This window comes from Paenibacillus residui, from assembly GCF_042677205.1.
Classification (GTDB): Bacteria; Bacillota; Bacilli; order Paenibacillales; family NBRC-103111; genus Paenibacillus_L; species Paenibacillus_L residui.
Genome location: NZ_JBHTIU010000091.1, coordinates 1 through 23,195 on the forward strand (window position 1 = coordinate 1; position 23,195 = coordinate 23,195).

A 23,195-nucleotide genomic window follows, 5' to 3' on the forward strand; every position below is an offset into this window, starting at 1 on the left:
TCCACCCGCATAGCGGGTGGTTTTTTGTTTCGCGCGTTTCACGCACTCAACTGGCTAAAGCCTAAACAATAAAAAAGCCTCGGTCATCAGACCAAGGCAGATCATTCGTTTTATATTTAAGTTATACGGGAAGGACTCAGACCGAGGCAAACATTACGCCCAAGTGGGCTGCACCGCGAAGAAGCCGACCTCGCTAGGTTTCTCCTCGACTTCTACGGCTCCATCCACTCTCTGGATGTCCGCTCCCAGCGCTTGAAGCTTCTCAACAATGTTCACGTAGCCCCTGTCAATGTGGTGGATACCGGATATTTCCGTTTCCCCATCCGCGGCCAGAGCAGCAAGCACCAACGCCGCCCCCGCTCTTAAATCCGTGGCATTCACCTTGGCTCCCCGCAGACGGGTATTGCCTTGAACAACAGCCGTCCGGCCCTCGACCTTAATTTCGGCATTCATTCGAATAAATTCATCCACATGCATAAAACGATTTTCGAACACCGTCTCTGTCACAAGACTCGTTCCTTCCGCTTTCAAGAGAAGGGCCATCATTTGCGATTGCATATCGGTTGGAAACCCGGGATACGGCAGCGTCTTCATATCGACAGCCCGCAGCGGGCCTTCCCCGCATACCTCGACTCCATTCTCGTCTTCCAGCACCTTCACGCCCATCTCCCTAAGCTTGGAAATGACGGGCTTCAGATGATCGCAGATTGCCCCTTCTATAAACAAGGTCCCTCTGGTAATAGCAGCTGCAACCATGTAAGTTCCCGCTTCAATCCGATCCGGAATTACCGTATGTATAGCACCCTGCAGCGAATCAACCCCATCTATACGGAGCACCCCGGTCCCTGCACCGCGAATACGGGCACCCATGGCGTTTAAATAATTCGCCAAATCTACAATTTCCGGTTCCATGGCCGCGTTCTCGATGTAGGTGGTCCCTTCAGCCAAGGTGGCAGCCATCATAATATTTTCGGTGGCCCCGACACTGGCAACATCCAAATAGATCTTGGCGCCCCGCAGCTTCCCCTTCACTCTAGCTTCTATAAAGCCTTGGCCAAGCTCTATATCCGCCCCCATGGCCTCGAAGCCTTTCAAATGCTGATCGATCGGCCGGGTTCCGATAGCACAGCCGCCGGGGAGCGGTATTCTCGCTCTCCCCATCCGGGCCAGCAGCGGACCGAGAACAAGAAAGGAAGCCCGCATTTTGCGGACCAACTCATAAGGTGCTTCGCATGAATCCAAGCGCGAGGAATCGACCCGAATGACCTCATTCTCATATTTGATTTGTGCCCCCAAGCTTTTGATCAGCTGGTAAATCGTTTTGACATCCTCCAGCAGAGGGGCATCCTTAATTACGCTAATTCCTTTTGTACCGAGCAAGGAAGCAGCAATAATAGGCAGAACAGCGTTTTTGGCGCCGTGTACTTTGACTTTTCCCGATAATCGTTTGCCACCGCGGACGATTATTTTGCTCATCTCTGGTCCCTCCGCGTTCCGTTGTATTTATGTCTTTTCCTTATTCTGTTGAAAAAGGGCTGGATACCAGCCTATCTTCATAATCCGCCCTCGATTAAATTATCGGCGAATAATCGAACATTACACACAGTTTGAGAACCAAAACGCTGTTTTCTTCGTCTATATTATTAAAGACGCCATCTAACTTAGACCAGTAGCTGCGTATATTAGCTCCAAACCTTCGTCGTTCCTATGTTCGCTGGGCTTCGAAGTTTGTCGAAACAACCTGTTTTATTTCCATTGTTGACAAGTAAGACCGATGTTATTCGAAGTCTTGATAGAGCGGTGCAACCGACCCGGGTAATCATCCCCGCCGCTGGTTAATCACTCTAAAACAGCCCCTTCAGCATAGCCGACCAGTTAAAGTAGTCAATGAAGAATCGGGCCACCTGATATCCTAATGCCAAGGATAGAAAAATTTGCAGCAGCTTGCTTTGAATGCTTCGCGGATTTTTCACAAACAGATCGAATCGGAATTGCTGCAGCCCCCACCAGGAGAGGGCGATACATACCAAAACAATCAATATGTAGATCATTCCGCTCATTGCAAAAGTAAAACCGATGGAGTCGGTTTCGCCCATCCTGCTCCCCGCCTTCCTAGTGGCTATAAATAACAGGCTTCATTGAATTTACAAATTGCTGACGCAACTATAGTATAGCCATTAAATAGCCCAACTTCTATATAAAACTTCTGAGAAGTGCTGAATTCATTTTGTCTCATTAAGTAAGAATGCAACTGGCCACAGGGAGAAGGGATTCCCGGTACCCTTCAGAACACCGATGGCTTCTTCAGGCTTCCTACCATCCGAAATTGCCTTAAATGGCATCAGCTGAAGGCAAGACTAGTATTATTTCAACAGTTTAGCAAGGACTGAAACAAATTCTGCCCTGGTGGCTTTATGGTCGGGACGAAATGTATTGTCAGGATAGCCTGAAACCCAACCTTCATTCATCAGCTTGACTAGAATAGGGGCTCCCCAGTAGCTTGGGTCCACATCTGCATACGGGGCCTCTGTAACAGCGGGCAGACCGTTCATCAGATTCTGCACTTTGGCCAGAAGAGCGACCATTTCCATCCGGCTTATCGTCCTTTCCGGTTGGAATGAAGCGTCGGGATAGCCGTCGATCCATCCTTGCTGGGACACGGCGGATATCGCATCGTAAGCCCAGTGGCTGGGAGTCACATCGGGAAAGGCAGCCGCTCCGCTCTTGCTGGTAAGGCCGAAGGCCCGGCTAATAACAGCCGCTGCCTGAGCCCTCGTCATAGGCTGATCAGGGGCGAAACGGAATGGCTCAATTCCCTCGACAATCTTCAGGTTCGTTAACCGTATAATATCCTCTTCCGCCCAATGTCCCTCCACATCGCGGAAACCGGCGGTCAACGGAATGCTTTCGGCTTTCAGTCTATAAAACTGATTATCAAAAGCCTGATCGGCTCTTAATCGAACATAATAAGTTCCCGCTTCCAGCTCCTGCGAAAGAGTAAGGGCATCCGCACTCCCCTGCTCCTGGCTGATCAATTGAATGGAATGATCGTATAACTCCATCTCCATCCGTACCCCTTGCGGAATATCCCGCAGCCCCACATCCACCAAGCTGCGTTCATTCAGCCTGAACTGGAACCAATCCGAATCATCCTTCGTCTGAATGTGGCCCTTTACTTCTTTTCCTAAATTGAGGGAGGAAGCCTGGTTCGGTCTATTATTAGGTTCGTTGGGATCCTCCAATTTGGGGGAGTACTCGATAGACAGCGTATATTCGCCAACTACAGGGGCCGAGTAACCGGGGATATTGCTTACTCTGAAATAATAGGTTCCCGGTGTGACATTCATCGGTCCCGAAGTTTCCGTTTCGCCATCTCCGTTCTTATCGATCAGAAGCTCCTTCTCCCCTTGCTTCTGAACAAGAAGAACAGGGTCTATCCGTGCCGTATCGACGGACACCGTCAATTGCAAGGTGCCTTCGCTCCGCACATGCATCGCGAACCAGTCATGGTCATTCTCCTGATGGAAGGTTCCTACTATCGTCTGGCTTCGGTCAGGCAGAACATAAGCTTTATATTGCCGGTCATTATCTTCGAAAGGACCCTTATAAATTAAAAAATCGGTGGTCAGGCGGTAAGTTACAGACTGGTCCGCCTGCAGCTTGATATAGCTTCTGCCTTTGTTTACCTGGATATCCGCTCCGCTTGACAATATGTTCTCATAAGGCACGCCGGACTGGCCGGGATCCGTATAGTAAGTCAAGGTCATTCCGGCCCCAGCCTGATCGGCCTCTGCCGAGAAAGACAAGGTTCCGTCATAAGGCGCATCGATATAAAACCAATCCTGATCAGAAGCTCCGGATAAAGCCGCATTGATTTGTTGACTGATGGAAATGGGATAAGCACCGTCCGGGCTTTGATTTCCCTCATACATATCTTCCTTATACGGAATCGTTAGCGCCCGGTCCGCCCGAAGCAGACCATAACCCGATTTCGGATCCCACCCCGTTTGTGTAATCTCCTGGGCCGATTGGCGGATCAGATTGCGCACCTGATAAGGCTTCAGGTCCGGATACTTGCTCCATATCAACCCGGCAACCGCTGCTACCTGCGGAGCAGCCAAGGAAGTGCCTTCTTTATATCCATAATTTCCCCTCGGAAGAGTCGTAAAGACGTTCCAAGGAGCAACTATATCCAGTTCAGGGCCGTAATTCGATCTTCTATGGGGCTGTAAATCATTGGTGGCCCCGCCCACAGCGATAACCGTTGGATAGGCCGCCGGATACTTGACTGCATTCCCTTCATTCCCGGCAGCCGCCACCAGAAGAACCCCATGATCTTCCGCATATTGAACTATGGATTTCATATATGGTGAAGGCTTATTCAAACCAAGAGAAAGGACCACGATACGCGCCCCGTTATCGACTGCGTACCGAATGCCTTCTCCTAACTTATCCTCGTCGCCGCTACCGTCCGCTTCCAAGGCTTTGATCGGCATAATTTGGGCCTTCCACAGAAGTCCGGAAACCCCGATCTCATTATCCGAGACCGCAGCCAGCACACCGGCAACGCTTGTTCCATGACCGTTGTCATCATAAGGGGGAGTCCCTGGTTGAATGAGATTCACCCCGTCAATCAAGTGATCCTTTAAATCCGGATGATTCATATCTATGCCGGTATCGACCACGGCTACAACCAAATCCTCGCTGCCGACCGCTTGATCCCAGGCCTCTTCCGCATGAATCAACTTCAAATATTGTTGATTGCTTAGCATTGAATCGTTCGGCATTTCGGCTATTCGGTATTGATGATTGGGCTGAATGTATTCGACTTGTCCCGAAGCGCGCCAGTAATCCAGCCAAGCAGCTTCATTCGCCGTTGTTTTGGGACGAACGACCATTACATTCATGTCGGGATACTGAGAAATGATCGAACTGTTCTCATAAACAACCGGGTCCACATCATTCTTCCACTGAATAATCCAGGATAATTCGGAATCCGTAGTATTTGACGGGAGCAAGGGGGTGGGTTCCTCCGCCGCGAATAACGGGAAGGACAGAAGCAGAATACAAACCAAACCAAAGGAGAGCAGAGCTTTAGTTAGTCGCATATGTATAATCCTCTTTAAAGGTAGTCCTAATTTCTTCTTAAAAAATACATTCGATACTCTTCACACTACCCCCTTCCGCTCTTTCACAAAAGGGTCTAAAGACCTATATCTTTGAATAATTAACTGCAGGCTGGATTATGGGACAGAATTAATGAAAGCAACGGCTATCGAGGCTGTGCAGATGAGGTGATCAGTAAGGTCTCTGAATCTGCCATTTCCCATACAAAGACCTACAAACTCTACTTGCCATTCGATGTCCGGAACAAGTATCATGCTAGATAATCAAGGAGCATTCCACAAGATGGAAATGCCTATTCCTTGATAACACACCTCATATTTGCTGCAAGTACAATCATTATTGGACTACGGTGGTGAAGCCGACATGAATTTTATTGGTCTTGCCGACCCCTTTATCGTGATGTTCGGCAGCGAGCAAAACAAGCTGATGCACCGTCATTACGGAATTCAGTTAGTTATTCCGATCGGCAGTTTGACTATTTAAAAGAGCATTTGCCTTACGCCGATGTGACCAGCAGACTCTTCACCGAAGCCGAAGGCGGAGAGCAGCATTGTCAGGTCGGCAACTATGACCTGGCTATCGAATATATTCTGTCGTGGCTCAAATCTAAATATTGACTCGATTCCGGATTAATCGCAAAATAAACCTTCCCGCAACCCAGTAGGTTCGGAGAAGGTTTATTATTTAGAGATTTCAATGCGCCCGCATCGTTGAAGAGCTCGCTAGTAAATAAACAGATCCTTGCCCAGCCTGAAAACCGACTCTACGTAATTTAGCAATAAACCGGGGAAAAAGCCGAGCACAATTCCAAGTCCGGCACACACCCATAGAGTGATCTGCTGAGGAATGGTCGTCTTGAGCTTTTCCGGCTCCTCGCCGCTGCGCATGAACATTTGCCGGATAACGCCAAAATAGTAATAGTAAGAAACTACACTGGTCAAAATCATAATGATCGCCAGCCAATAGAGCTTCATCTCCAATGCGCCCAGGAGGATGAATAATTTTCCGAAGAAACCGGCGGTAACCGGAATCCCGGCCAGGGACAGAATGATTAAGACCATCGCGACGGCTGTCCATGGAGCACGGTAATACAATCCGGCAAATCCTTTGATTTCAGAGCTTCCGGACGTTGCCTCTATCGTGAATAACAGAGCGAACGCTCCGATATTCATCAATGCATAGGCTACCATATAATAGATAAATTCAGAGAAATTGCTTGTATGAATTAATGAGATTTTAGCCGCTATAGGAACCAGCAGATATCCGGCATTGGCTATTCCGGAATAAGCCAACAGTCGCTTCATGTTTTTTTGCTTAAGGGCCATGAAATGACCGGCAATCATGGAGATCGCGGCCAGCACGCTTAGGGACATATAAACATCCGCATCGATCGGCAGATTGGGGCCGGCGTTGACCTGGAAGAAGACCATATAGAACACCCGGAACATCAGGGCAAGCCCTGCCGCTTTGGAGACTACCGCCAGGAAAGCGGTAACCGGTGTCGGAGCCCCTTGATAAACATCCGGTGCCCAGGTATGGAAAGGCGCTGCAGCTATTTTGAAACCAAAGCCGGCCAGCAGCAGGAAAAACGCCACATAGATCAGAGCCCCGAAAGAACCGGAATAAAGAGACAGCTGCGCATTGATCTCCGCCAAATTGGTGGACCCCGACATTCCATACAAGAATGACATCCCGTATAAAATCATGGCCGAGGACACTCCGCCAAGCACCACGTATTTAAAGGCCCCTTCGTTGGATCGGCTGTCCTTCTTTTTCATGGCTACCATAATATAAGAAGTAATGCTTAGGAGCTCCAATCCGACAAATAATGTAATCAGATCGCCGGAAGAAACCATAATCATGCCGCCCAGTACCGCAGGAAGATAGAAATAATAATATTCCCCGACATGCGGAATTTCCTTCTGCTTGATCCCCCCGATGCTCATCAGCACGATCAAGGCGGTAGATCCCAGCAGCACCAGCTTCACCAGATCGCCGAAATGGTCGACCCGATAGCTGTGATGGAGCAGCTCAATCGGCTCCTCCAGATTAAGGCGCATACCTATGAAGGCAGCAGCGGCCAGTAACCCGGCAATCGTGAGCCAGCCAATGACGGTTCGGCTCCGATGACGCGGCATCAGCAGATCGATTAATGAAATAATGACAGCAGAGATGACCAATGTCAGCTCCGGCGCCAAGTGAGCTAAATCGCTTAATTGGATACCTTGTTCCATTGGTCTACCCTCCCAATCCTACAGTTACTTGTTGTATAAACTGGTTCAAGCCGCTTATGGTTGTGTCCAATGGCTGGCTGAGAATGCCCGGATAAATCCCAAGCAGCAGAATGAAAGCGACTAGGGTGACCATAGGCACCGCTTCAATCAAACGTGCGTCGCGAAGGCTCTTATACTGCTCCGGCATTGGACCGAAAGTAATCTTCATAACCGCACGGAGGACATATACAGCTGTTAGAATAACCCCCAGCAAGCTGATGGCCGTGATGATCTTCATGGAGCCGAATAAGCCGAGGAAGGAAAGATATTCACTGATAAAGCCTGACAAGCCGGGCAAGCCCAGGGAAGCCATACCCGATATGAGCAAGATGCCGCTCATAAACGGCACAGATGCCGCCATCCCTCCGAGTTGCTCCAGCATTGATGTCTGCGTTCTCTCATAAATACTTCCTACAAGCAGGAACATCAGTGCAGATATCAACCCATGCGACACCATCTGGAAAACCGCCCCCTGCATGCCGATTTCGTTAAAGGCGGCTAAACCGAGCAGGACTATGCCCATATGGCTGATACTGGAATAGGCCAACACAAGCTTGAAATCCTTCTGTACAAAAGCCAGTACGGCCCCGTACAAAATGTTAATTAACCCCAACAAGGCAAGTACGAATGCCCATTCCTTGGCCTGCTCCGGAAATAGCAGGATCCCGAAGCGAATTAATCCATACGCTCCCATCTTAAGCAGAATACCGGAGTGAATCATAACAACAGACGGTGGAGCTTCGGTATGGACCTTAAGCATCCAGGTATGGAAAGGAAACATCGGCAGCTTGATGCCGAAGGCTATGAGCAGCATCAGGAAGAGCGCCCATTTTAACCCTTCCGTCATAAAGAATGGGCTCTGTGGATGATCTGTATTGACGAAGGACTGCGGTTCATTAAACAAATGGTTTGAAATCTCGTACAAGCTTCCGGTGAAATAAACCGACGTTCCATCGGGTCCTTCTATTTGAGCAAATCCGGCGGTCGTCACCACAATCAGGAAAGCAATAAGCATGATGGCGGATCCTACTCCGTTATAAAGCAGGAAACGGTTGGCGGCCTTCTCCCGATTCATGTATCCCCATATGCCTACCAGGAAGAACATCGGAACCAGCGTGACCTCGAAGAAGACGAAGAACAGGAACAAGTCCCGGGCCATAAATACACCCAACATCCCGATCTCCAGCAGCAGGAACATGATGAAGTAAGTTTTCCACCGTTTCTTAATTGAGAACGAGGCCAGAGCCGCCATGGCAGCAACGAGCGCTGTCAAGAACACCAGCGGAAGCGACAATCCGTCTACCGCGAGGCTGTAATCGAATTTCAGGTGGAAAGTGCCCTGCTCGTTAAAAAGCAGCTCTGAATTTAGCGGAATGTTGATCCAGCTATAGCTCTCGGCGTACTGATCCCCTCCGTCAGACTGATTAAAATCAACATACAGCCAGCCCGCCAATACTAATGGTATCAGCGTTGCGGCGATTCCAATCCATTTGATCCAGCGGCCTTGCTGGTTAGGGATAAATAACAGAACCAGGATGCCCAGCAGCGGAGCAAAGACAATCATACTCAGGATAGGTAAATTAGCCAAGGTCGATAAACCTCCTTCCGGCCAAAACCAATGCTAAAGCAACAAAGCCAAGGAGTGTAACGAGCCCGTAAGTCTGGACCTGCCCGTTCTGCAGCTTCGTTCCGAGACGTCCGAGCGAAACGACAGACCCCGCTACCAGCCGTACCAGACCATCGACTACGGACCGGTCTATCCCGTAGAGAAGCTTCCCCAAAACCTTCAGCGGACGAACAAGGATCCGGCTGTACAGCTCATCGATATAATATTTTCGGTTGACCAACTGATACAGCCAAGGTGCTCTCTCCGAAACCATTTCTCTGGACAAGCTGCCTTTGCCATAAATCGCCCACCCCAAACCGATTCCAAGAATAGCTGCCAAATTGGAAAGAATCACTACGATCCAATTCAGCGACTCCTCGACCGCCTCCGGTGCAAGCCAATTTCCAAACCAGGGATTAAGCCCTGGAATAAACACAAACCCGGCGATGACCGCAAGCACAGCAAGAACTATCATCGGGAAGGTCATGGATGCCGGCGACTCCTTCACTTCATGCTCGGTCTTGGGCCGACCGGTAAAGACGAGAAAGAACAATCTGGACATATACAAGGCCGTGAAGAAAGCCGCAATTAACCCGACCCAGAATAACATCTGATTATGATGATAAGCCTCGGACAGGATAGCGTCCTTGGACCAGAACCCGGATAGTGGAATCACACCTGCAAGCGCCAGTGCCCCGATGGCGAAGGTCCAGGTTGTAATCTTCATTCTGCCCGCCAATCCGCCCATTTCGTTAATGTTCTGCGTGTGCACGGCATGAATGACACTGCCCGCAGCCAAGAACAACAGAGCCTTGAAGAATGCATGGGTAAACAAATGGAAAATTCCCGCCGTGTAAGATACCCATGTACCTATCCCCAGCGCCATCATCATATACCCCAATTGGCTGACGGTAGAATAAGCGAGTACCCGCTTGATATCGTTCTGTGCCGTTCCTATAGTGGCTGCAAAGATGGCCGTGAAGGCTCCTACGATCGCAACCACTGTCAAGGCATCCGGCGACGCCCGGAAAATATCGAAGGTGCGGGCGACCAGGTAAACACCGGCAGCGACCATCGTTGCAGCGTGAATAAGCGCACTGATCGGAGTCGGGCCTTCCATTGCATCCGGCAGCCAGACGTGAAGCGGGAATTGCCCTGATTTCCCGACGGCGCCGACAAAGATTAATATGGCAATCCATGTAACGATGCCGGGAGCTATATCCGGTTGGAGAGCGAATACCTTATGTATGGATGAGAAGTCCAGAGCATGACCAGGCATATACCAGAAAAGAAGCAAAATGGCCAGAAGAAGGCCCACATCCCCGATTCGCGTCACAATAAAAGCCTTCTTGGCCGCGGCCTTCGCTTCCGGTTTATAATACCAGAAGCCGATAAGCAAGAACGAACATACCCCTACCAATTCCCAGAATATGTACAGCTGTAGAAGATTAGGCGACATGACCAAGCCAAGCATCGAGAATGTGAATAACGATAAATAACTGAAAAAGGCCGACTTTCTTTCGTCCTCCTGCATATAACCTTTGGAATATATGTTAACGAGCAGACTGACTGTAGATACAATTACGAGCATGAGAGCATTCAGATTGGAAATCTCGAATCCGAATTTTACGGACAGATCGCCGATTTTAAGCCATTGAATTCCGGTCCATAAATAATTTTCGGTCGGGCCTCCCAGCCTTTCGATCAAGACGAGCACAGCCAGGATGAATGAAACGGCCGAGGCTAGAATGCTGATGTAGGCGCCCGTATCTTTAGCCTGCCGGCCTACGCCGATCAGGACCAGGAAAGCCAATAACGGAATTAGCGGGATTAACCACGCATATTGTGAAATGTCCAATTCCATGGATTTATTGTTCCTCCTTATGGTTGTTAGACAAAAGAGGCTTTTTTCTAAAGATTAGGCTAATGCTTCATCGAGTTCATTTCATCGACATTCGATGTTCCCCGATTTCGGTAGAGCATAATCAGAATAGCTACCCCGATAGCCGCTTCCGCCGCCGCAACGGTTATGGCAAATAAAGAGAACACCTGACCGGTCAAGGAAGGGTTGATCCCCAGCTTCGAGAAGGCTACCAGATTAAGATTGACCCCGTTCAGCATCAATTCAATCGAAAGCAAGATAATGATGGCGTTCCTTTTGGAAAGTGCTCCATAGAGACCGATACAAAAAAGAATGGCTCCCAAGGTTAAATAAGGAGAAATAAGGCCGCTCATCGTCAATCCTCCTCTCTTTTGGCCACGACAATCGCTCCTATGAAGGCTACGGTCAGCAGCACCGACATTAATTCAAACGGGATGACATGATCGGTAAAAATACGCGTTCCGATCTCCAGTGTGTTATCCTGTGCCAACGACACGTTCTCCACGGGAAAATCCGCTGTCTGGATGGCATAGAACAAAATTCCGAACAAACCCAGGATACCGATTCCGAGCAGAATGTTATGCGTCTGTCGGGGAGGGGGTGCCTTGTCTTCATCCCGATGCTTGGTCATCATAATTCCGAAGATCATCAGGATCGATACTGCCCCTGCGTAGATCAACACCTGGACAAAAGCTACAAATTCCGCTTCAAGCAGCACGTACAAGCCTGCCAGGCTTAGAAAAGAAAAGGCCAGCGCCACGACCATATGAACCACTTTGGTGAAGCTGATCATGAAGATCGCTCCCCCGATAATCAACAAGGCAAAGACAAAAAACACCAGATTGCTTCCGTTCGAGAAAAATTCGACAATATTGCTAAGCATCCTTCTTCGCCCCCCCTTTAGGAGACGACGAATGGTTTTCCTGTCGAATGTTCTGATCGTTCTCGTACAGCCATTGCATGTTCTTGAACAAATCATCCCTGCTGTAAGTCGCTAGTTCGAAATTATTCGTCATCACTATCGCTTCCGTCGGACATACTTCTGTGCAAAAATCGCAAAGAATGCATATTTCGAAATTGATGTCGAACGTTTCCAGTACCCGGGCTATTTTCGACTCCGGATCGGGGTTCGGCTTGCCTACCAAGGTGATGCACTCCGTCGGACAGACTCTGGCACACTGATTGCATACAATACATTTTTCAGGATCCAGATACTGAATTCCCCGGAAACGATCGGGCATTTTCAGCGGAACATCCGGATAAGCGTAAGTCACTTTCTTCCGGGTCATATTTTTGAAGGTCACGCCTAGTCCTTTCAATAAGCCTTTCATGAGATCTCCTCCCTTCGGCTCGCTCTACCGGCCAAAAATTTCGTAGAAGACGGCGGTTATAATAATATTAAGCAGGGCCAGCGGAAGCAGCACCTTCCAGCCCAACCCCATCAACTGGTCCACTCGCACCCGTGGGAAAGTAGCCCGGAGCCAGAACAGGAAAAAGACAATAAACGAGAATTTCAGCAAAAACCAGATGATGCCCGGCACGAAATCAAGAAAAGGGAACGGCGCATGCCAGCCGCCCAGAAACAGAACGGTAGTCAGCGAAGCAATGGCAAAGACGTAGACATATTCCGCCAGCATAAAGAAGGCAAAGCGAAAGCCGCTGTACTCTACATGATAACCCGCAACCAGCTCCGATTCAGCTTCGGGCAGGTCAAAGGGGGTCCGGTTCAGTTCCGAAACCGCAGCCACGACAAATACACCAAAGCCGATGATTTGGGGCAGGAAGTTCCAGTGCCAGAAACCTCCGCTTTGACCTTCTACAATGGTGGTTAATTGCATGCTGCCGGACAGCATAATGACCCCAACCACCGAAATCACGAGCGGAATTTCGTAGCTGATCATCTGTGCCGCAGAGCGCATGCCGCCGAGAAGCGCATATTTATTGTTCGAGGCCCAGCCTCCCAGAATAATTCCGATGGTCGATATCCCTGACAGGGCGACGTAGTAGAGCACACCGACATTCAAGTCGGCGAAATATATGTTTTGTGTATAAGGAATGGTGGCTAATACGGCAAAGGAAGGAACGAATGCGATGATCGGCGCGAGAATGAATAGCTGTCTTTCCGCCTTCTTCGGAATCGTATCCTCTTTCATCAACAGCTTGGCGACATCGGCCACCGTCTGCAGCAGCCCTAGTGGGCCCACCCGGTTCGGACCGTGTCTGCTCTGCATCCAGCCGATCACCTTCCGCTCGAAATAGATGGCATAGGTCACATAACCCAGGATGACGAGAAGCAGTACCACGGATAACAGAAAATAAATAGTGAAGCTCTTCCACGTTAACGCGTCCAGAAACCAGTTGGCCATTAGCTGTCCACCTCCCCAACAACGATGTCTATCCCGCCGAGAATCGTAATCAGATTGGTCATCGTTTCCCCTACCAGCAGTTTAGGAAGAATTTGCAGATTGATAAATGAAGGCCTTCTGAACTTCAATCGATAAGGCTTATCACGCCCTCTGGATATAATATAACATCCAATCTCCCCGCGTGGCGATTCAATTCCCGCATAAACTTCCCCTTCCGGAGCGCGGATGACTCTCGGTACCTTACCCATAATTGGCCCATCTTCGGGGAACTGCTCCAAAGCTTGTTCCAGGATGCTAAGCGATTGCCTGATCTCCTCCAGCCGAATGCAATAGCGGTCATAGCAATCCCCGTTCTTGCCTACCGGAACGTCGAATTCAAATCGGTCATAGAGGCAATAAGGTTGAGCTTTACGCAAATCCCAGTTCACACCCGTGCATCTGAGATTGGCTCCGCTTAACCCATAGCTGATGGCAGTTTCCGCATCGTATTGACCGATTCCCTTTATTCGGGCCAGAAAGATTTCGTTGCCGCTCACCAACTGATCGTATTCTTCGACTTTTTTCTTCATATACGGCACGAAATCTCGTACTTTATCAATCCAGCCTTCGGGAGCATCCCATTTGACGCCCCCTACCCTCATATAACTATAAGTTAATCGGGCCCCGCACAGCTCATTGAATAAATTAATAATCATTTCCCGATCGCGAAAGGCGAACAGGAACGGGCTCATCGCCCCAATGTCGAGCAGGTAAGTCCCCCACCAGACCAGATGACTGGCAACCCGCTGCAGCTCCATGACAATAAGCCGTAGAAATTCGGCTCTCTCGGGAACCTCCAATTGCAGAAGCTTCTCCACCGTATGAACAAGCACATAGTTATTGGTCATGGCCGAGACGTAATCCATCCTGTCCGTATAAGGTATGATTTGAGTATAGGATAAATTCTCGGCCAGCTTCTCTGTCCCTCTGTGAAGATAACCCATAACCGGGATGGCTTCCTTAATGACCTCTCCATCCAGTTTGACAATGATGCGGAACACTCCATGCGTGCTGGGATGCTGTGGTCCTACGTTTAGCAGCAGCTCTTCTGTCCGTATCAATCGTTACACCTCCGGATCAATCGGTTCATAATCTTTGCGCAGCGGGTGACCGACCCAATCGTCCGGCATCATAATTCTCCTTAAATCCGGATGCCCCGGAAAATCAATCCCCAGCAAATCGTAAATTTCCCTTTCCTGCCAATTTGCCCCCTGCCATACGGAAGTAACAGAAGGAACGGCAGGCTGCTCCCGGTCGGTCTTAACCTTAAACAAAAACTCCTGCTTCGTGTTCAAAGAAATTAAATGGTACGCAACTTCCATATGCGTTTCCTGATCGATCCCGGCAACATTCCGTAAATAATTCAATTGAAAATGCTCATGATCCCGAACGAATTTCGCTGTTTCCGCCCAATAATCGCTCTTGATGAAAATGTATGGCCGATGACCGTCTAATTCGTTAATAAACGCATCCTCAACGGCCTCGTGAGAGACTTTATCCCTTATCCATTGTACCGACTTATCCAATAAAGGCTGCATCGGAGAGGGCTCCTTGGGAACTTCCGCCTCTTCTTTCTTAGCCTTGGCTTCCGCTCTGGCGGCACGCGCCTCCGCGGCTCTCTTCAGCTTGGCTTCGCGGTCCTCTGCAGCCTGTACCTTTCCTTCCTTAGGCGCGGAATCGGAAGGCTCTGAAGCAGTCTTCTGCTCGGAAGCCTCTGGTTTCGGGCTCTCCGCTTGATTCCGGGTACTCCGCGCGGCTCTGGGAGGTGGGCTGGCCGCATTCTCCCCCGCAAGCGGTTTCATAATTTTATCCTGTTCCGATTCGGGAGGAGGGCTTGTTTCAGCTTTCGCCTTGACCGCTTCAGAATCACCAGATGAGACTTCGCCGCTGTTCTTCGAATGGTCCTGTTGTCTCGGCTCCTCAGATGGAATATCTTCTCTCTTCCCCTGCTCCTTCTTATCCTCACTCACAGATTCGTCACCTGCTTCCCGGTTTTCGCTTCGTAACGAATTTTCTCCTGCAGCTTCATTACCCCATAAATCAACGCTGCGGGATTAGGCGGACAGCCTGGAATATAAACATCGACAGGTACAATCTGGTCTACTCCTTTGACGACCGAATACGACCGGACATAAGGCCCTCCGGCTGTTGCACACGAGCCCATGGCAATAACCCATTTCGGTTCCGGCATCTGCTCATACAGCCTGCGAATGAGAGGGGCCATCTTCTTAGTCACCGTCCCGGACACGATCATGACATCCGCCTGTCTGGGCGAGGTACGGAACATGACGCCGAAGCGGTCAAAGTCATAGTGGGGGCCACCGGCTCCCATCATCTCAATGGCACAGCAAGCCAAACCGAAAGTGAGCGGCCATAAGGAATTGCTCCTAACCCAACCCTTGACCTGCTCTATAGTCGAGTAAAAAACAGTTCTCTCCAGCTCCTGTCTTTCCTCCGGACGAATAGACTCTAACGGGAATTCCATTTCAGCACCTTCTTCTTCCAAGCATAGATTAGCCCCACAACCAGCAAGGAAATAAAGATTAGCATCTCTACAAGCGCAAACAGCCCTAGCTTATGATAAGCTACGGCCCACGGGTAAAGAAAGACGGCTTCCACATCAAAAATTACGAACATCAAAGCAAACAAATAATAGCGGATATTAAATTGAACTTGACCTTCTCCCACTGGTACGTTACCGCTTTCATAGGTGGTCAATTTTTCTTCGTGCGGTTTATTAGGTCTCAAAAGCTTGCCGATCGTCAGAGCGATTACTGGGAGCAGTACGCCTAACGAAACGAAAATGGCGACAATTACGTAATTGTTAATATACTGCATTCTCGCCGTTTCCCTCCAGTCTCTTGAAATGAATAATCCCCACAATTATAACAAATGGGGAAAATAGTGTCTAATGAAATAACACATCAAGGATAAACTGCTATAAGCCGTCCTTAGGACGGGCGCGTTTACCGATGAAATACTAAGAACAGGTATAGATGAAAACTTATACTTTCTTATATTTTGAAAAAGCCCGAAGCCGACATCTATTGCCCATTATTAACCGCCAAATGTCCAAAATCAGGAAAATGTAGCCATGCACAAAAAAAAGCGCGAAGGATTGTCCCTCGCACTTCATTCTCGGGGTTACTTTCTACCGGCAACTTCCAAACGGGTCAGCGCACGCTGAAGCGCCAACTCGGCCCGGCGATAGTCAAACTCATCTCTCTTCGCCAAATACTTCTCCGCACGTTCCTTGGCCGCTCTCGCTCTTTCCAAATCGATATCGCCAGGATATTCGGCACTCTCCGCAAGAATGACTACCTTATCCTTACGAACCTCCATAAATCCTCCATGGACGGCCAGAACCTCTTCCGTATTCCCTTTTTTGATTCTGACCGGAGCGATTTTTAAAGGAGAGACCATCGGAATGTGGTTCGGCAAAATTCCAAGTTCCCCTTCTACTCCCTTAACAACGATCATATTGGCGTCAGACCCGTAGAGAACTTTCTCGGGTGTAACGACTTCTAAGAAAAAGGTACTCATGCCGATCCCTCCTGAGAGTTTCCCGGTTCAAGCTTCATCCAGACGAGGATGAAGCTCAGCCAGAAAACACCACTTCGTAAGCCCGTGTCGATTTCTGCCGACGATACAGGCCTTTAAAAACCATTTCACAGGCTATCCGTTACATACTTTTAGCTTTTTCGACAGCTTCTTCGATCGTACCAACGTACAGGAATGCTGCCTCCGGCAAATCGTCATGCTTTCCTTCCAGAATTTCTTTAAAGCTGCGAACCGTATCTTTAACCGGAACGTACTTACCGGGATTACCCGTGAACTGCTCAGCAACGTGGAAGTTCTGGGACAGGAAGTTCTGGATCTTACGTGCACGTTGAACGGTCAGCTTATCTTCATCAGACAATTCGTCCATACCCAGAATTGCGATAATATCCTGCAGCTCCTTATAGCGCTGCAAAATTCTTTTAACGCCTTGAGCTACATTATAGTGCTCTTCGCCAACTACTTCCGGTGTCAAAATCCGGGAGCTGGAAGCGAGCGGGTCTACCGCAGGGTAAATTCCCATCTCGGAGATTCTACGCTCCAGGTTGGTCGTTGCATCCAAGTGAGCGAATGTCGTTGCCGGAGCCGGGTCCGTATAGTCGTCCGCCGGAACGTAAATCGCCTGGATCGAAGTAACCGATCCTTTCTTGGTTGACGTAATCCGCTCTTGCAGCTGACCCATCTCTGTTGCCAGAGTAGGCTGGTAACCAACCGCAGAAGGCATCCGTCCAAGCAGGGCCGAAACCTCAGATCCCGCTTGGGTGAAACGGAAGATGTTGTCTACGAACAGAAGAACGTCTTTACCTTCCTCGTCACGGAAATGCTCTGCCATTGTCAGACCGGTCAAAGCTACGCGAAGACGGGCACCCGGGGGTTCGTTCATCTGTCCGAATACCATCGCGGTTTTCTCGATAACGCCTGCATCCTTCATCTCGTGGTACAGGTCGTTTCCTTCCCGCGTTCTCTCTCCAACGCCCGCAAATACGGAAATCCCGCCGTGCTCCTGGGCAATGTTATTAATTAATTCCTGAATAATAACGGTTTTACCAACTCCGGCACCGCCGAACAGACCGATCTTACCGCCCTTCGCATATGGGGCCAGCAGGTCTACTACTTTAATTCCGGTTTCCAGAATTTCCGCTTGGGTGGTCAGTTCTTCAAATACAGGAGCCGATTTATGAATCGGGCTGGTCAGAGATCTGTCCACTTTTCCGGCATTGTCAATTTCATCGCCCAATACGTTAAACACGCGGCCCAGCGTGGCATTACCTACCGGCACGGAAATCGGTGCCCCTGTATCCAGTGCTTCGATTCCGCGAACCAATCCGTCCGTGGAGGACATAGCGATACAGCGAGCTACGTTATCTCCCAGATGAACCGCCACTTCCACCGTCAAATTGATTTCCGGATCGTTGGCGGAAGTGGATGGCTTATGAATCTTGACCGCATTTAAAATCTCAGGCAGTTGTCCGCGCTCGAACTCAATGTCGACGACCGGACCCATAACCTGCAAAACGCGTCCTTTGTTCATTCTTTTCCCTCCTAAAGCTTTTTACCCGGGGTAAGAAGCTATCTTCGTAAGCTTAAGCTGAACTTTGAAATCTATATAGTGCTGCAAATTTTGTAGGAATAAGCCGAATCTTGTTAGGCTGCCGGGGTTATACCTGGGCATTCGCACCGGCAACAATTTCCGATATTTCCTGGGTAATAGCAGCCTGACGTGCCCGGTTGTACTGAAGGGTCAGCGAGGAAATGAGCTTGGATGCATTTTTCGACGCATTTCCCATAGCTGTCATTCTTGCCCCGAATTCCCCGGCTTTTGCCTCCAGTACAGCACTGTACACAAGAGTTTCCGCATATTTGGGCAGCAGTACTTCCAATACCTTCTCTGCAGAAGGCTCATACTCATATTCCGTCCGAGCATGGCCGCTATCCTCAACCTCTACAAGAGGGAGCACGCTCTTCTCTATCGGTCTTTGCGAGAGGGCATTGATAAATTGGTTGTAAACCAGTATCAACTCGTCGCAATGGCCTTCTTCGAAATAGCGGACAGCAGCATTGGCAATCGTCTTAATATCGGAAAACTTCGGAGAGTCGGACAGACCAACTACTTCCTCTACGACCGGGTACCCGCGCTTCGTCAGGAAATCCCGGCCCTTGCGCCCGATCACGAACAGTGAGTATTCGTCAAAAGATTTATGCTTGCTCTGCAGCGTCTGAGTAAGCTTCCTCAACAGGTTGGAGTTATATCCTCCCGCCATTCCACGGTCAGATGTAATCACCAAATAACCGGTTTTCTTAATCTCCCGTTTCTGCAGCATGGGATGCTGAACATCCCTTGTCCCGGCCGCAACGTTAGAAATGACTTCCTTCAGCTTGTCGGCATAGGGCCGGGATGCCAATGCGGCATCCTGCGCCTTCTTCAACCGGCTGGCGGCAATCATCTCCATCGCCCGGGTAATCTGCTTCATGCTCTGCTTACTTTTGATCTGACGCTTTATATCACGCATACCTTTAGCCATTCATGTTCACCGCCTTTGAACTTGCCCGGTGCAAGTCAGAATCGTTGTGAATCGTTACTCAGATACGGAAAACCCTTTTTTAAACTTCTCGATAGCCGCACCCAGCGCCTTCTCATTATCCGCCGTCAAGTCTTTCGTATCGCGGATCGACGCCAGAATTTCAGGGTGACTCATATCCAGGAACGCCAAGAACTCTTTCTCGAACCGAAGGACGTCCTTAACCGGAATATCGTCCAAATATCCTTTAACGGCTGTGTAGATGCTGACTACCTGTCTCTCTACCGCCATGGATTCGTTAACGCCTTGCTTCAAAATTTCAAGCGTACGGGCTCCGCGGTTAAGGCGGGCTTGTGTCGCTTTATCCAAATCGGAAGCAAACTGGGAGAAAGCCTGAAGCTCACGGTAAGAAGCCAGATCCAGCTTCAATGTACCGGCTACTTTCTTCATGGCTTTGATTTGGGCCGATCCCCCTACCCGGGAAACGGAAATACCGACGTTGATAGCCGGACGCTGTCCCGAATAGAACAGGTCGGACTCCAGGAAGATCTGTCCGTCCGTAATCGAAATAACGTTCGTCGGGATATAGGCCGACACGTCGGAAGCTTGGGTTTCAATGAACGGCAGCGCCGTCAAGGAGCCTCCACCCAGCTCATCGTTCAGCTTAGCCGCACGCTCCAGCAAACGGGAGTGTAGATAGAACACGTCACCGGGATAAGCTTCACGGCCCGGAGGACGTCTAAGCAGAAGGGACAGTTCCCGGTAAGCTGCGGCTTGCTTGGTCAAGTCGTCATAAATAACGAGAACGTGCTCGCCTTTATACATGAAGTATTCGCCCATCGCGCATCCGGAATAAGGAGCGAGGAACAGGAGCGGAGCGGGCTCGGACGCACTGGCCGTAACTACAATGGTGTAATCCATTGCACCGTTGCGGCGCAGCGTTTCGACAACTTGAGCAACAGTCGATTGCTTCTGTCCGATAGCTACGTAAATACATTTCACGCCGTTGCCCTTCTGGTTGATGATCGTATCGATGGCAATCGTCGTCTTACCGGTTTGACGGTCACCGATGATCAATTCCCGCTGTCCGCGTCCGATTGGAACCATCGAGTCGATCGCTTTAATTCCGGTCTGCATCGGCTCATGAACGGATTTACGGTCAATAACACCAGGAGCAGGCGCTTCCACCGGCCGGAACGCTTTCGTAGCGATCGGCCCCTTGCCGTCTACCGGCTCGCCAAGAGGGTTAACTACACGGCCCAGCAGCTCTTCGCCTACCGGAACCTCCATAATGCGGCCCGTCCGTTTAACTTGATCGCCTTCGCGAATATCTTTGTAAGGACCCATGATAATGATCCCGACATTATCTTCCTCGAGGTTCTGGGCCATTCCCATTACCCCGTTGGAAAATTCCAACAGTTCGCCGGCCATAACGTTCTGGAGGCCATGCGCACGGGCAATTCCGTCCCCGACTTGAATGACGGTTCCCACGTCGACTACTTGAATATCGGATTGATATTGTTCAATCTGCTGTTTAATCAGAGAGCTTATTTCTTCAGGTCTGATACTCAACGAACCTCACCCCTATCTACATTGCTTGAGTTTGCTTCAACGTTTTTTCCATCCGTGCAAGCTTGCCGGACAAGCTTCCGTCATACAGCCGGTCGCCAATCCGCACCTGAATCCCGCCGATCAGGCTGGAATCAACTACATTATGGACACGTATGGTCTTGCCGATCAATTTGCCGAACTGTGCAGCGATCGCCTGATTCTCCTGCTCATTCAGAGCGTCCGGAGAGTAGACGGTAGCATCCGCTTGCCCCAGTCTTTCGTTGGCAATGCTGATGTAATAGTCCAGCAGAACATGGAACAGCGTTCCTCTCCTTCTCTCGATCAAAAGGCATATCGTATTGAACACAATATCGGAGACGCTGTCTTTAAACACCCGGGACAGAAGGTTAATTTTATCGTTCAGATCAAATTTCGGATGCAGCAGAAACTCGTACAAATCCTCGTTTTGTTCGATAATGGCAACAACCGATCTCAATTCTTCCTCTACCTGAGAGACGAGGCTCCGGCTTTGAGCAATCTCAAACAGCGCTTTGGCGTACCTTTTCGCTACGATCGTATCGCTGCTCATAGCTTGCCTCCCACCTCTTTAAGATATTGATCGATCAGCTGCTGCTGGGATTTCTCATCGATCTGCTTTTCAATAATTTTGGAGGCGATCATAACAGCCATGGCGCTTACTTGACTGCGCAGAGCGGCTACAGCCTTATCTTTCTCGTTGGCAATATCCTTAATCGCTTCCTCTTTAATGCGGTTGGATTCGTCTCTTGCCGCCTGAACGATCTCTTCCGCCTGTTTCACGCTCATTTGTCTGGCTTGTTCAATAATTTCATGCGCTTCCTTGCGGGCTTCCTGAATTGCCTGTCTTTGCTCGGTGATCAGCTTCTCGGCCTCTTGACGGTTGGATTCCGCAGATTGGATTTGACTCTGAATCATCTCTCTCCGCTTCTCCATCATTCCGAACAAAGGACCGAAAGCGAATTTATTCAGCAACCAATATAAAATCAAGAAAGCGATAATCGCAAATACTGTAGATTCCCAATGAAAACTCATTCGTGTCACTCCCTCCTTACTTGACGACGTTCCAAGAATGCAACCTTAAGCAAAACGAAGGCGTGGATGGCCCAGGCCCTCCCCGCCAAGCTTCGGGCTTATGTGGAATTAGCTGCTGAAGAACATCAAGAATGCCAGAACGACCCCGATCAAAGGAACAACCTCAACGATACCAACCCCGATAAACATCGTCGTTTGCAAAGTACCGCGCAGCTCAGGCTGACGAGAGATTCCTTCTACTGTTTTGCTGACAATCATACCGTTACCAATACCGGCGCCGAAAGCACCCAAACCAACTGCAATAGCTGCTGCTAAAAATTCCATTGTTAAAAAACCTCCCAAATTGTTTAAGTTATAATAGTATATCTGATCTCATGCCCAAGGAAAGTCTCGTGTCCTCCGACAGAGCTCGACAAAGGTTAGTGTCCTTCTTCATGGACAGATGCCTGAGAAATATAGACCATCGTCAAAATAGTGAACAAGAAGGCCTGTATTGCCCCGACGAAAATACTGAAGCCTTGCCACACGGCCAACAGCGGAATACCAAATGCTCCCGCCATGATAATGGTCGCTATCAAAATTTCGCCCGCAAAAATGTTCGCGAACAAACGAAGACCTAAAGTAACCGGCTGGAAGATAGTTTTAATCAAGTTCAGCGGGAAGAATATCGGATAAGGTTCAAGGTAATGCTTGAGGTAATGCTTGGTGTTCCGCGTCAAGCCCAGATAGTGGACCAGAACAAACACGATAGCCGCAAGCCCCATCGTCACCGAAAGGTCGGCTGTCGGGGATTTCCACCACAGCACCTCGGCTCCCTCGTGCCCTTTCGCTTGCCCTTCCTGAATAGCATCCTCAGAAACTATCGGCATCCCCATAAACTCGACAGGCTCCGTATGCCCCGTAACGACAGCAAACGGCAGTCCCAGCACGTTGGATATAAAAATGAACATTATCAAGGTAAGACCTAACGAAACGAAGGCCTTCGCCTTCTTCAAAGGCATGGTGCTGGCAATGGTATTATGAACAAACTCAACCAACCATTCCATAAAATTCTGCATCTTGGAAGGATTCTCGACGGAGAGATTCCGGACACCCAAGCGAGCAACGATAAAAGTGATGATCGCAGCTACGATAATGACGAAAAAAGTCGACAGATCAATTGTAAGACCGCCAATCTCTAGCAAAGGAGAGCTATGCATCGAT

At 49.4% G+C, this 23,195-nt stretch carries 22 protein-coding genes; all 22 read right to left on the reverse strand.

Annotation, left to right across the window (positions count from 1 at the left end; all coding sequences use genetic code 11):
* Positions 1–153: 153 nt before the first annotated feature.
* Positions 154–1,476: a UDP-N-acetylglucosamine 1-carboxyvinyltransferase gene (gene murA / locus ACFQ03_RS22205; protein ID WP_144934331.1), complete on the reverse strand. Its 1,323-nt coding sequence runs from the start codon at positions 1,474–1,476 to the stop codon at positions 154–156.
* A gap of 368 nt (positions 1,477–1,844) precedes the next feature.
* Positions 1,845–2,096 carry a DUF1146 family protein gene (locus tag ACFQ03_RS22210; RefSeq protein WP_144934334.1) on the reverse strand — a complete coding sequence of 84 codons (252 nt, stop codon included), beginning with the start codon at positions 2,094–2,096 and terminating at the stop codon, positions 1,845–1,847.
* A 267-nt stretch (positions 2,097–2,363) separates the two neighbouring features.
* The gene (locus tag ACFQ03_RS22215; protein WP_379291038.1) at positions 2,364–5,108 is read right to left on the reverse strand and encodes a S8 family serine peptidase; all 2,745 of its coding nucleotides are present in this window, start codon (positions 5,106–5,108) and stop codon (positions 2,364–2,366) included.
* Positions 5,109–5,849: 741 nt separating this feature from the next.
* Positions 5,850–7,361 (reverse strand): NADH-quinone oxidoreductase subunit N, encoded by a 1,512-nt coding sequence (locus ACFQ03_RS22220; RefSeq protein ID WP_379291040.1) that lies wholly within the window; start codon positions 7,359–7,361, stop codon positions 5,850–5,852.
* A 4-nt stretch (positions 7,362–7,365) separates the two neighbouring features.
* Positions 7,366–8,964 carry a complex I subunit 4 family protein gene (locus ACFQ03_RS22225; protein WP_379291074.1) on the reverse strand — a complete coding sequence of 533 codons (1,599 nt, stop codon included), beginning with the start codon at positions 8,962–8,964 and terminating at the stop codon, positions 7,366–7,368.
* 16 nt (positions 8,965–8,980) lie between these two features.
* Positions 8,981–10,870 (reverse strand): NADH-quinone oxidoreductase subunit L, encoded by a 1,890-nt coding sequence (gene nuoL / locus ACFQ03_RS22230; RefSeq protein ID WP_379291042.1) that lies wholly within the window; start codon positions 10,868–10,870, stop codon positions 8,981–8,983.
* A 59-nt stretch (positions 10,871–10,929) separates the two neighbouring features.
* Positions 10,930–11,241 carry an NADH-quinone oxidoreductase subunit NuoK gene (gene nuoK, locus ACFQ03_RS22235; RefSeq protein ID WP_150959293.1) on the reverse strand — a complete coding sequence of 104 codons (312 nt, stop codon included), beginning with the start codon at positions 11,239–11,241 and terminating at the stop codon, positions 10,930–10,932.
* A gap of 2 nt (positions 11,242–11,243) precedes the next feature.
* A complete protein-coding gene (locus ACFQ03_RS22240) occupies positions 11,244–11,771 on the reverse strand; it encodes an NADH-quinone oxidoreductase subunit J (protein WP_144934341.1) in 528 nt (175 codons plus the stop codon).
* The gene (gene nuoI / locus ACFQ03_RS22245) at positions 11,764–12,219 is read right to left on the reverse strand and encodes an NADH-quinone oxidoreductase subunit NuoI (protein ID WP_379291045.1); all 456 of its coding nucleotides are present in this window, start codon (positions 12,217–12,219) and stop codon (positions 11,764–11,766) included. The genes ACFQ03_RS22240 and nuoI overlap by 8 nt, the downstream gene beginning before the upstream one ends.
* A 24-nt stretch (positions 12,220–12,243) precedes the next feature.
* Positions 12,244–13,254 (reverse strand): NADH-quinone oxidoreductase subunit NuoH, encoded by a 1,011-nt coding sequence (gene nuoH, locus ACFQ03_RS22250; RefSeq protein ID WP_144934344.1) that lies wholly within the window; start codon positions 13,252–13,254, stop codon positions 12,244–12,246.
* Positions 13,254–14,354 carry an NADH-quinone oxidoreductase subunit D gene (locus tag ACFQ03_RS22255; protein ID WP_379291047.1) on the reverse strand — a complete coding sequence of 367 codons (1,101 nt, stop codon included), beginning with the start codon at positions 14,352–14,354 and terminating at the stop codon, positions 13,254–13,256. The genes nuoH and ACFQ03_RS22255 overlap by 1 nt, the downstream gene beginning before the upstream one ends.
* A gap of 3 nt (positions 14,355–14,357) precedes the next feature.
* Positions 14,358–15,263, reverse strand: coding sequence for an NADH-quinone oxidoreductase subunit C (locus ACFQ03_RS22260; RefSeq protein ID WP_379291049.1), 906 nt, complete (start codon positions 15,261–15,263; stop codon positions 14,358–14,360).
* On the reverse strand, positions 15,260–15,778 hold the full coding sequence (locus tag ACFQ03_RS22265) for a NuoB/complex I 20 kDa subunit family protein (protein ID WP_379291051.1): 519 nt from the start codon (positions 15,776–15,778) through the stop codon (positions 15,260–15,262). The genes ACFQ03_RS22260 and ACFQ03_RS22265 overlap by 4 nt, the downstream gene beginning before the upstream one ends.
* Positions 15,763–16,131 (reverse strand): NADH-quinone oxidoreductase subunit A, encoded by a 369-nt coding sequence (locus tag ACFQ03_RS22270; RefSeq protein WP_144934350.1) that lies wholly within the window; start codon positions 16,129–16,131, stop codon positions 15,763–15,765. The genes ACFQ03_RS22265 and ACFQ03_RS22270 overlap by 16 nt, the downstream gene beginning before the upstream one ends.
* A 306-nt stretch (positions 16,132–16,437) precedes the next feature.
* Positions 16,438–16,836, reverse strand: coding sequence for a F0F1 ATP synthase subunit epsilon (locus tag ACFQ03_RS22275; protein ID WP_144941529.1), 399 nt, complete (start codon positions 16,834–16,836; stop codon positions 16,438–16,440).
* 139 nt (positions 16,837–16,975) lie between these two features.
* Positions 16,976–18,382 (reverse strand): F0F1 ATP synthase subunit beta, encoded by a 1,407-nt coding sequence (gene atpD, locus ACFQ03_RS22280; RefSeq protein ID WP_144941531.1) that lies wholly within the window; start codon positions 18,380–18,382, stop codon positions 16,976–16,978.
* Between the two features lie 127 nt (positions 18,383–18,509).
* The gene (atpG, locus tag ACFQ03_RS22285) at positions 18,510–19,373 is read right to left on the reverse strand and encodes an ATP synthase F1 subunit gamma (RefSeq protein ID WP_144941533.1); all 864 of its coding nucleotides are present in this window, start codon (positions 19,371–19,373) and stop codon (positions 18,510–18,512) included.
* A 54-nt stretch (positions 19,374–19,427) separates the two neighbouring features.
* The gene (gene atpA / locus ACFQ03_RS22290) at positions 19,428–20,942 is read right to left on the reverse strand and encodes a F0F1 ATP synthase subunit alpha (RefSeq protein ID WP_144941535.1); all 1,515 of its coding nucleotides are present in this window, start codon (positions 20,940–20,942) and stop codon (positions 19,428–19,430) included.
* A gap of 16 nt (positions 20,943–20,958) precedes the next feature.
* A complete protein-coding gene (locus ACFQ03_RS22295) occupies positions 20,959–21,510 on the reverse strand; it encodes a F0F1 ATP synthase subunit delta (protein ID WP_379291055.1) in 552 nt (183 codons plus the stop codon).
* Complete coding sequence (gene atpF, locus ACFQ03_RS22300) at positions 21,507–21,992, reverse strand: F0F1 ATP synthase subunit B (protein WP_379291057.1); 486 nt, start codon at positions 21,990–21,992, stop codon at positions 21,507–21,509. The genes ACFQ03_RS22295 and atpF overlap by 4 nt, the downstream gene beginning before the upstream one ends.
* 108 nt (positions 21,993–22,100) lie before the next feature.
* Positions 22,101–22,316 carry a F0F1 ATP synthase subunit C gene (gene atpE / locus ACFQ03_RS22305; protein WP_144941541.1) on the reverse strand — a complete coding sequence of 72 codons (216 nt, stop codon included), beginning with the start codon at positions 22,314–22,316 and terminating at the stop codon, positions 22,101–22,103.
* A 95-nt stretch (positions 22,317–22,411) separates the two neighbouring features.
* Positions 22,412–23,191: a F0F1 ATP synthase subunit A gene (gene atpB, locus ACFQ03_RS22310; RefSeq protein ID WP_379291060.1), complete on the reverse strand. Its 780-nt coding sequence runs from the start codon at positions 23,189–23,191 to the stop codon at positions 22,412–22,414.
* Positions 23,192–23,195: the final 4 nt, after the last annotated feature.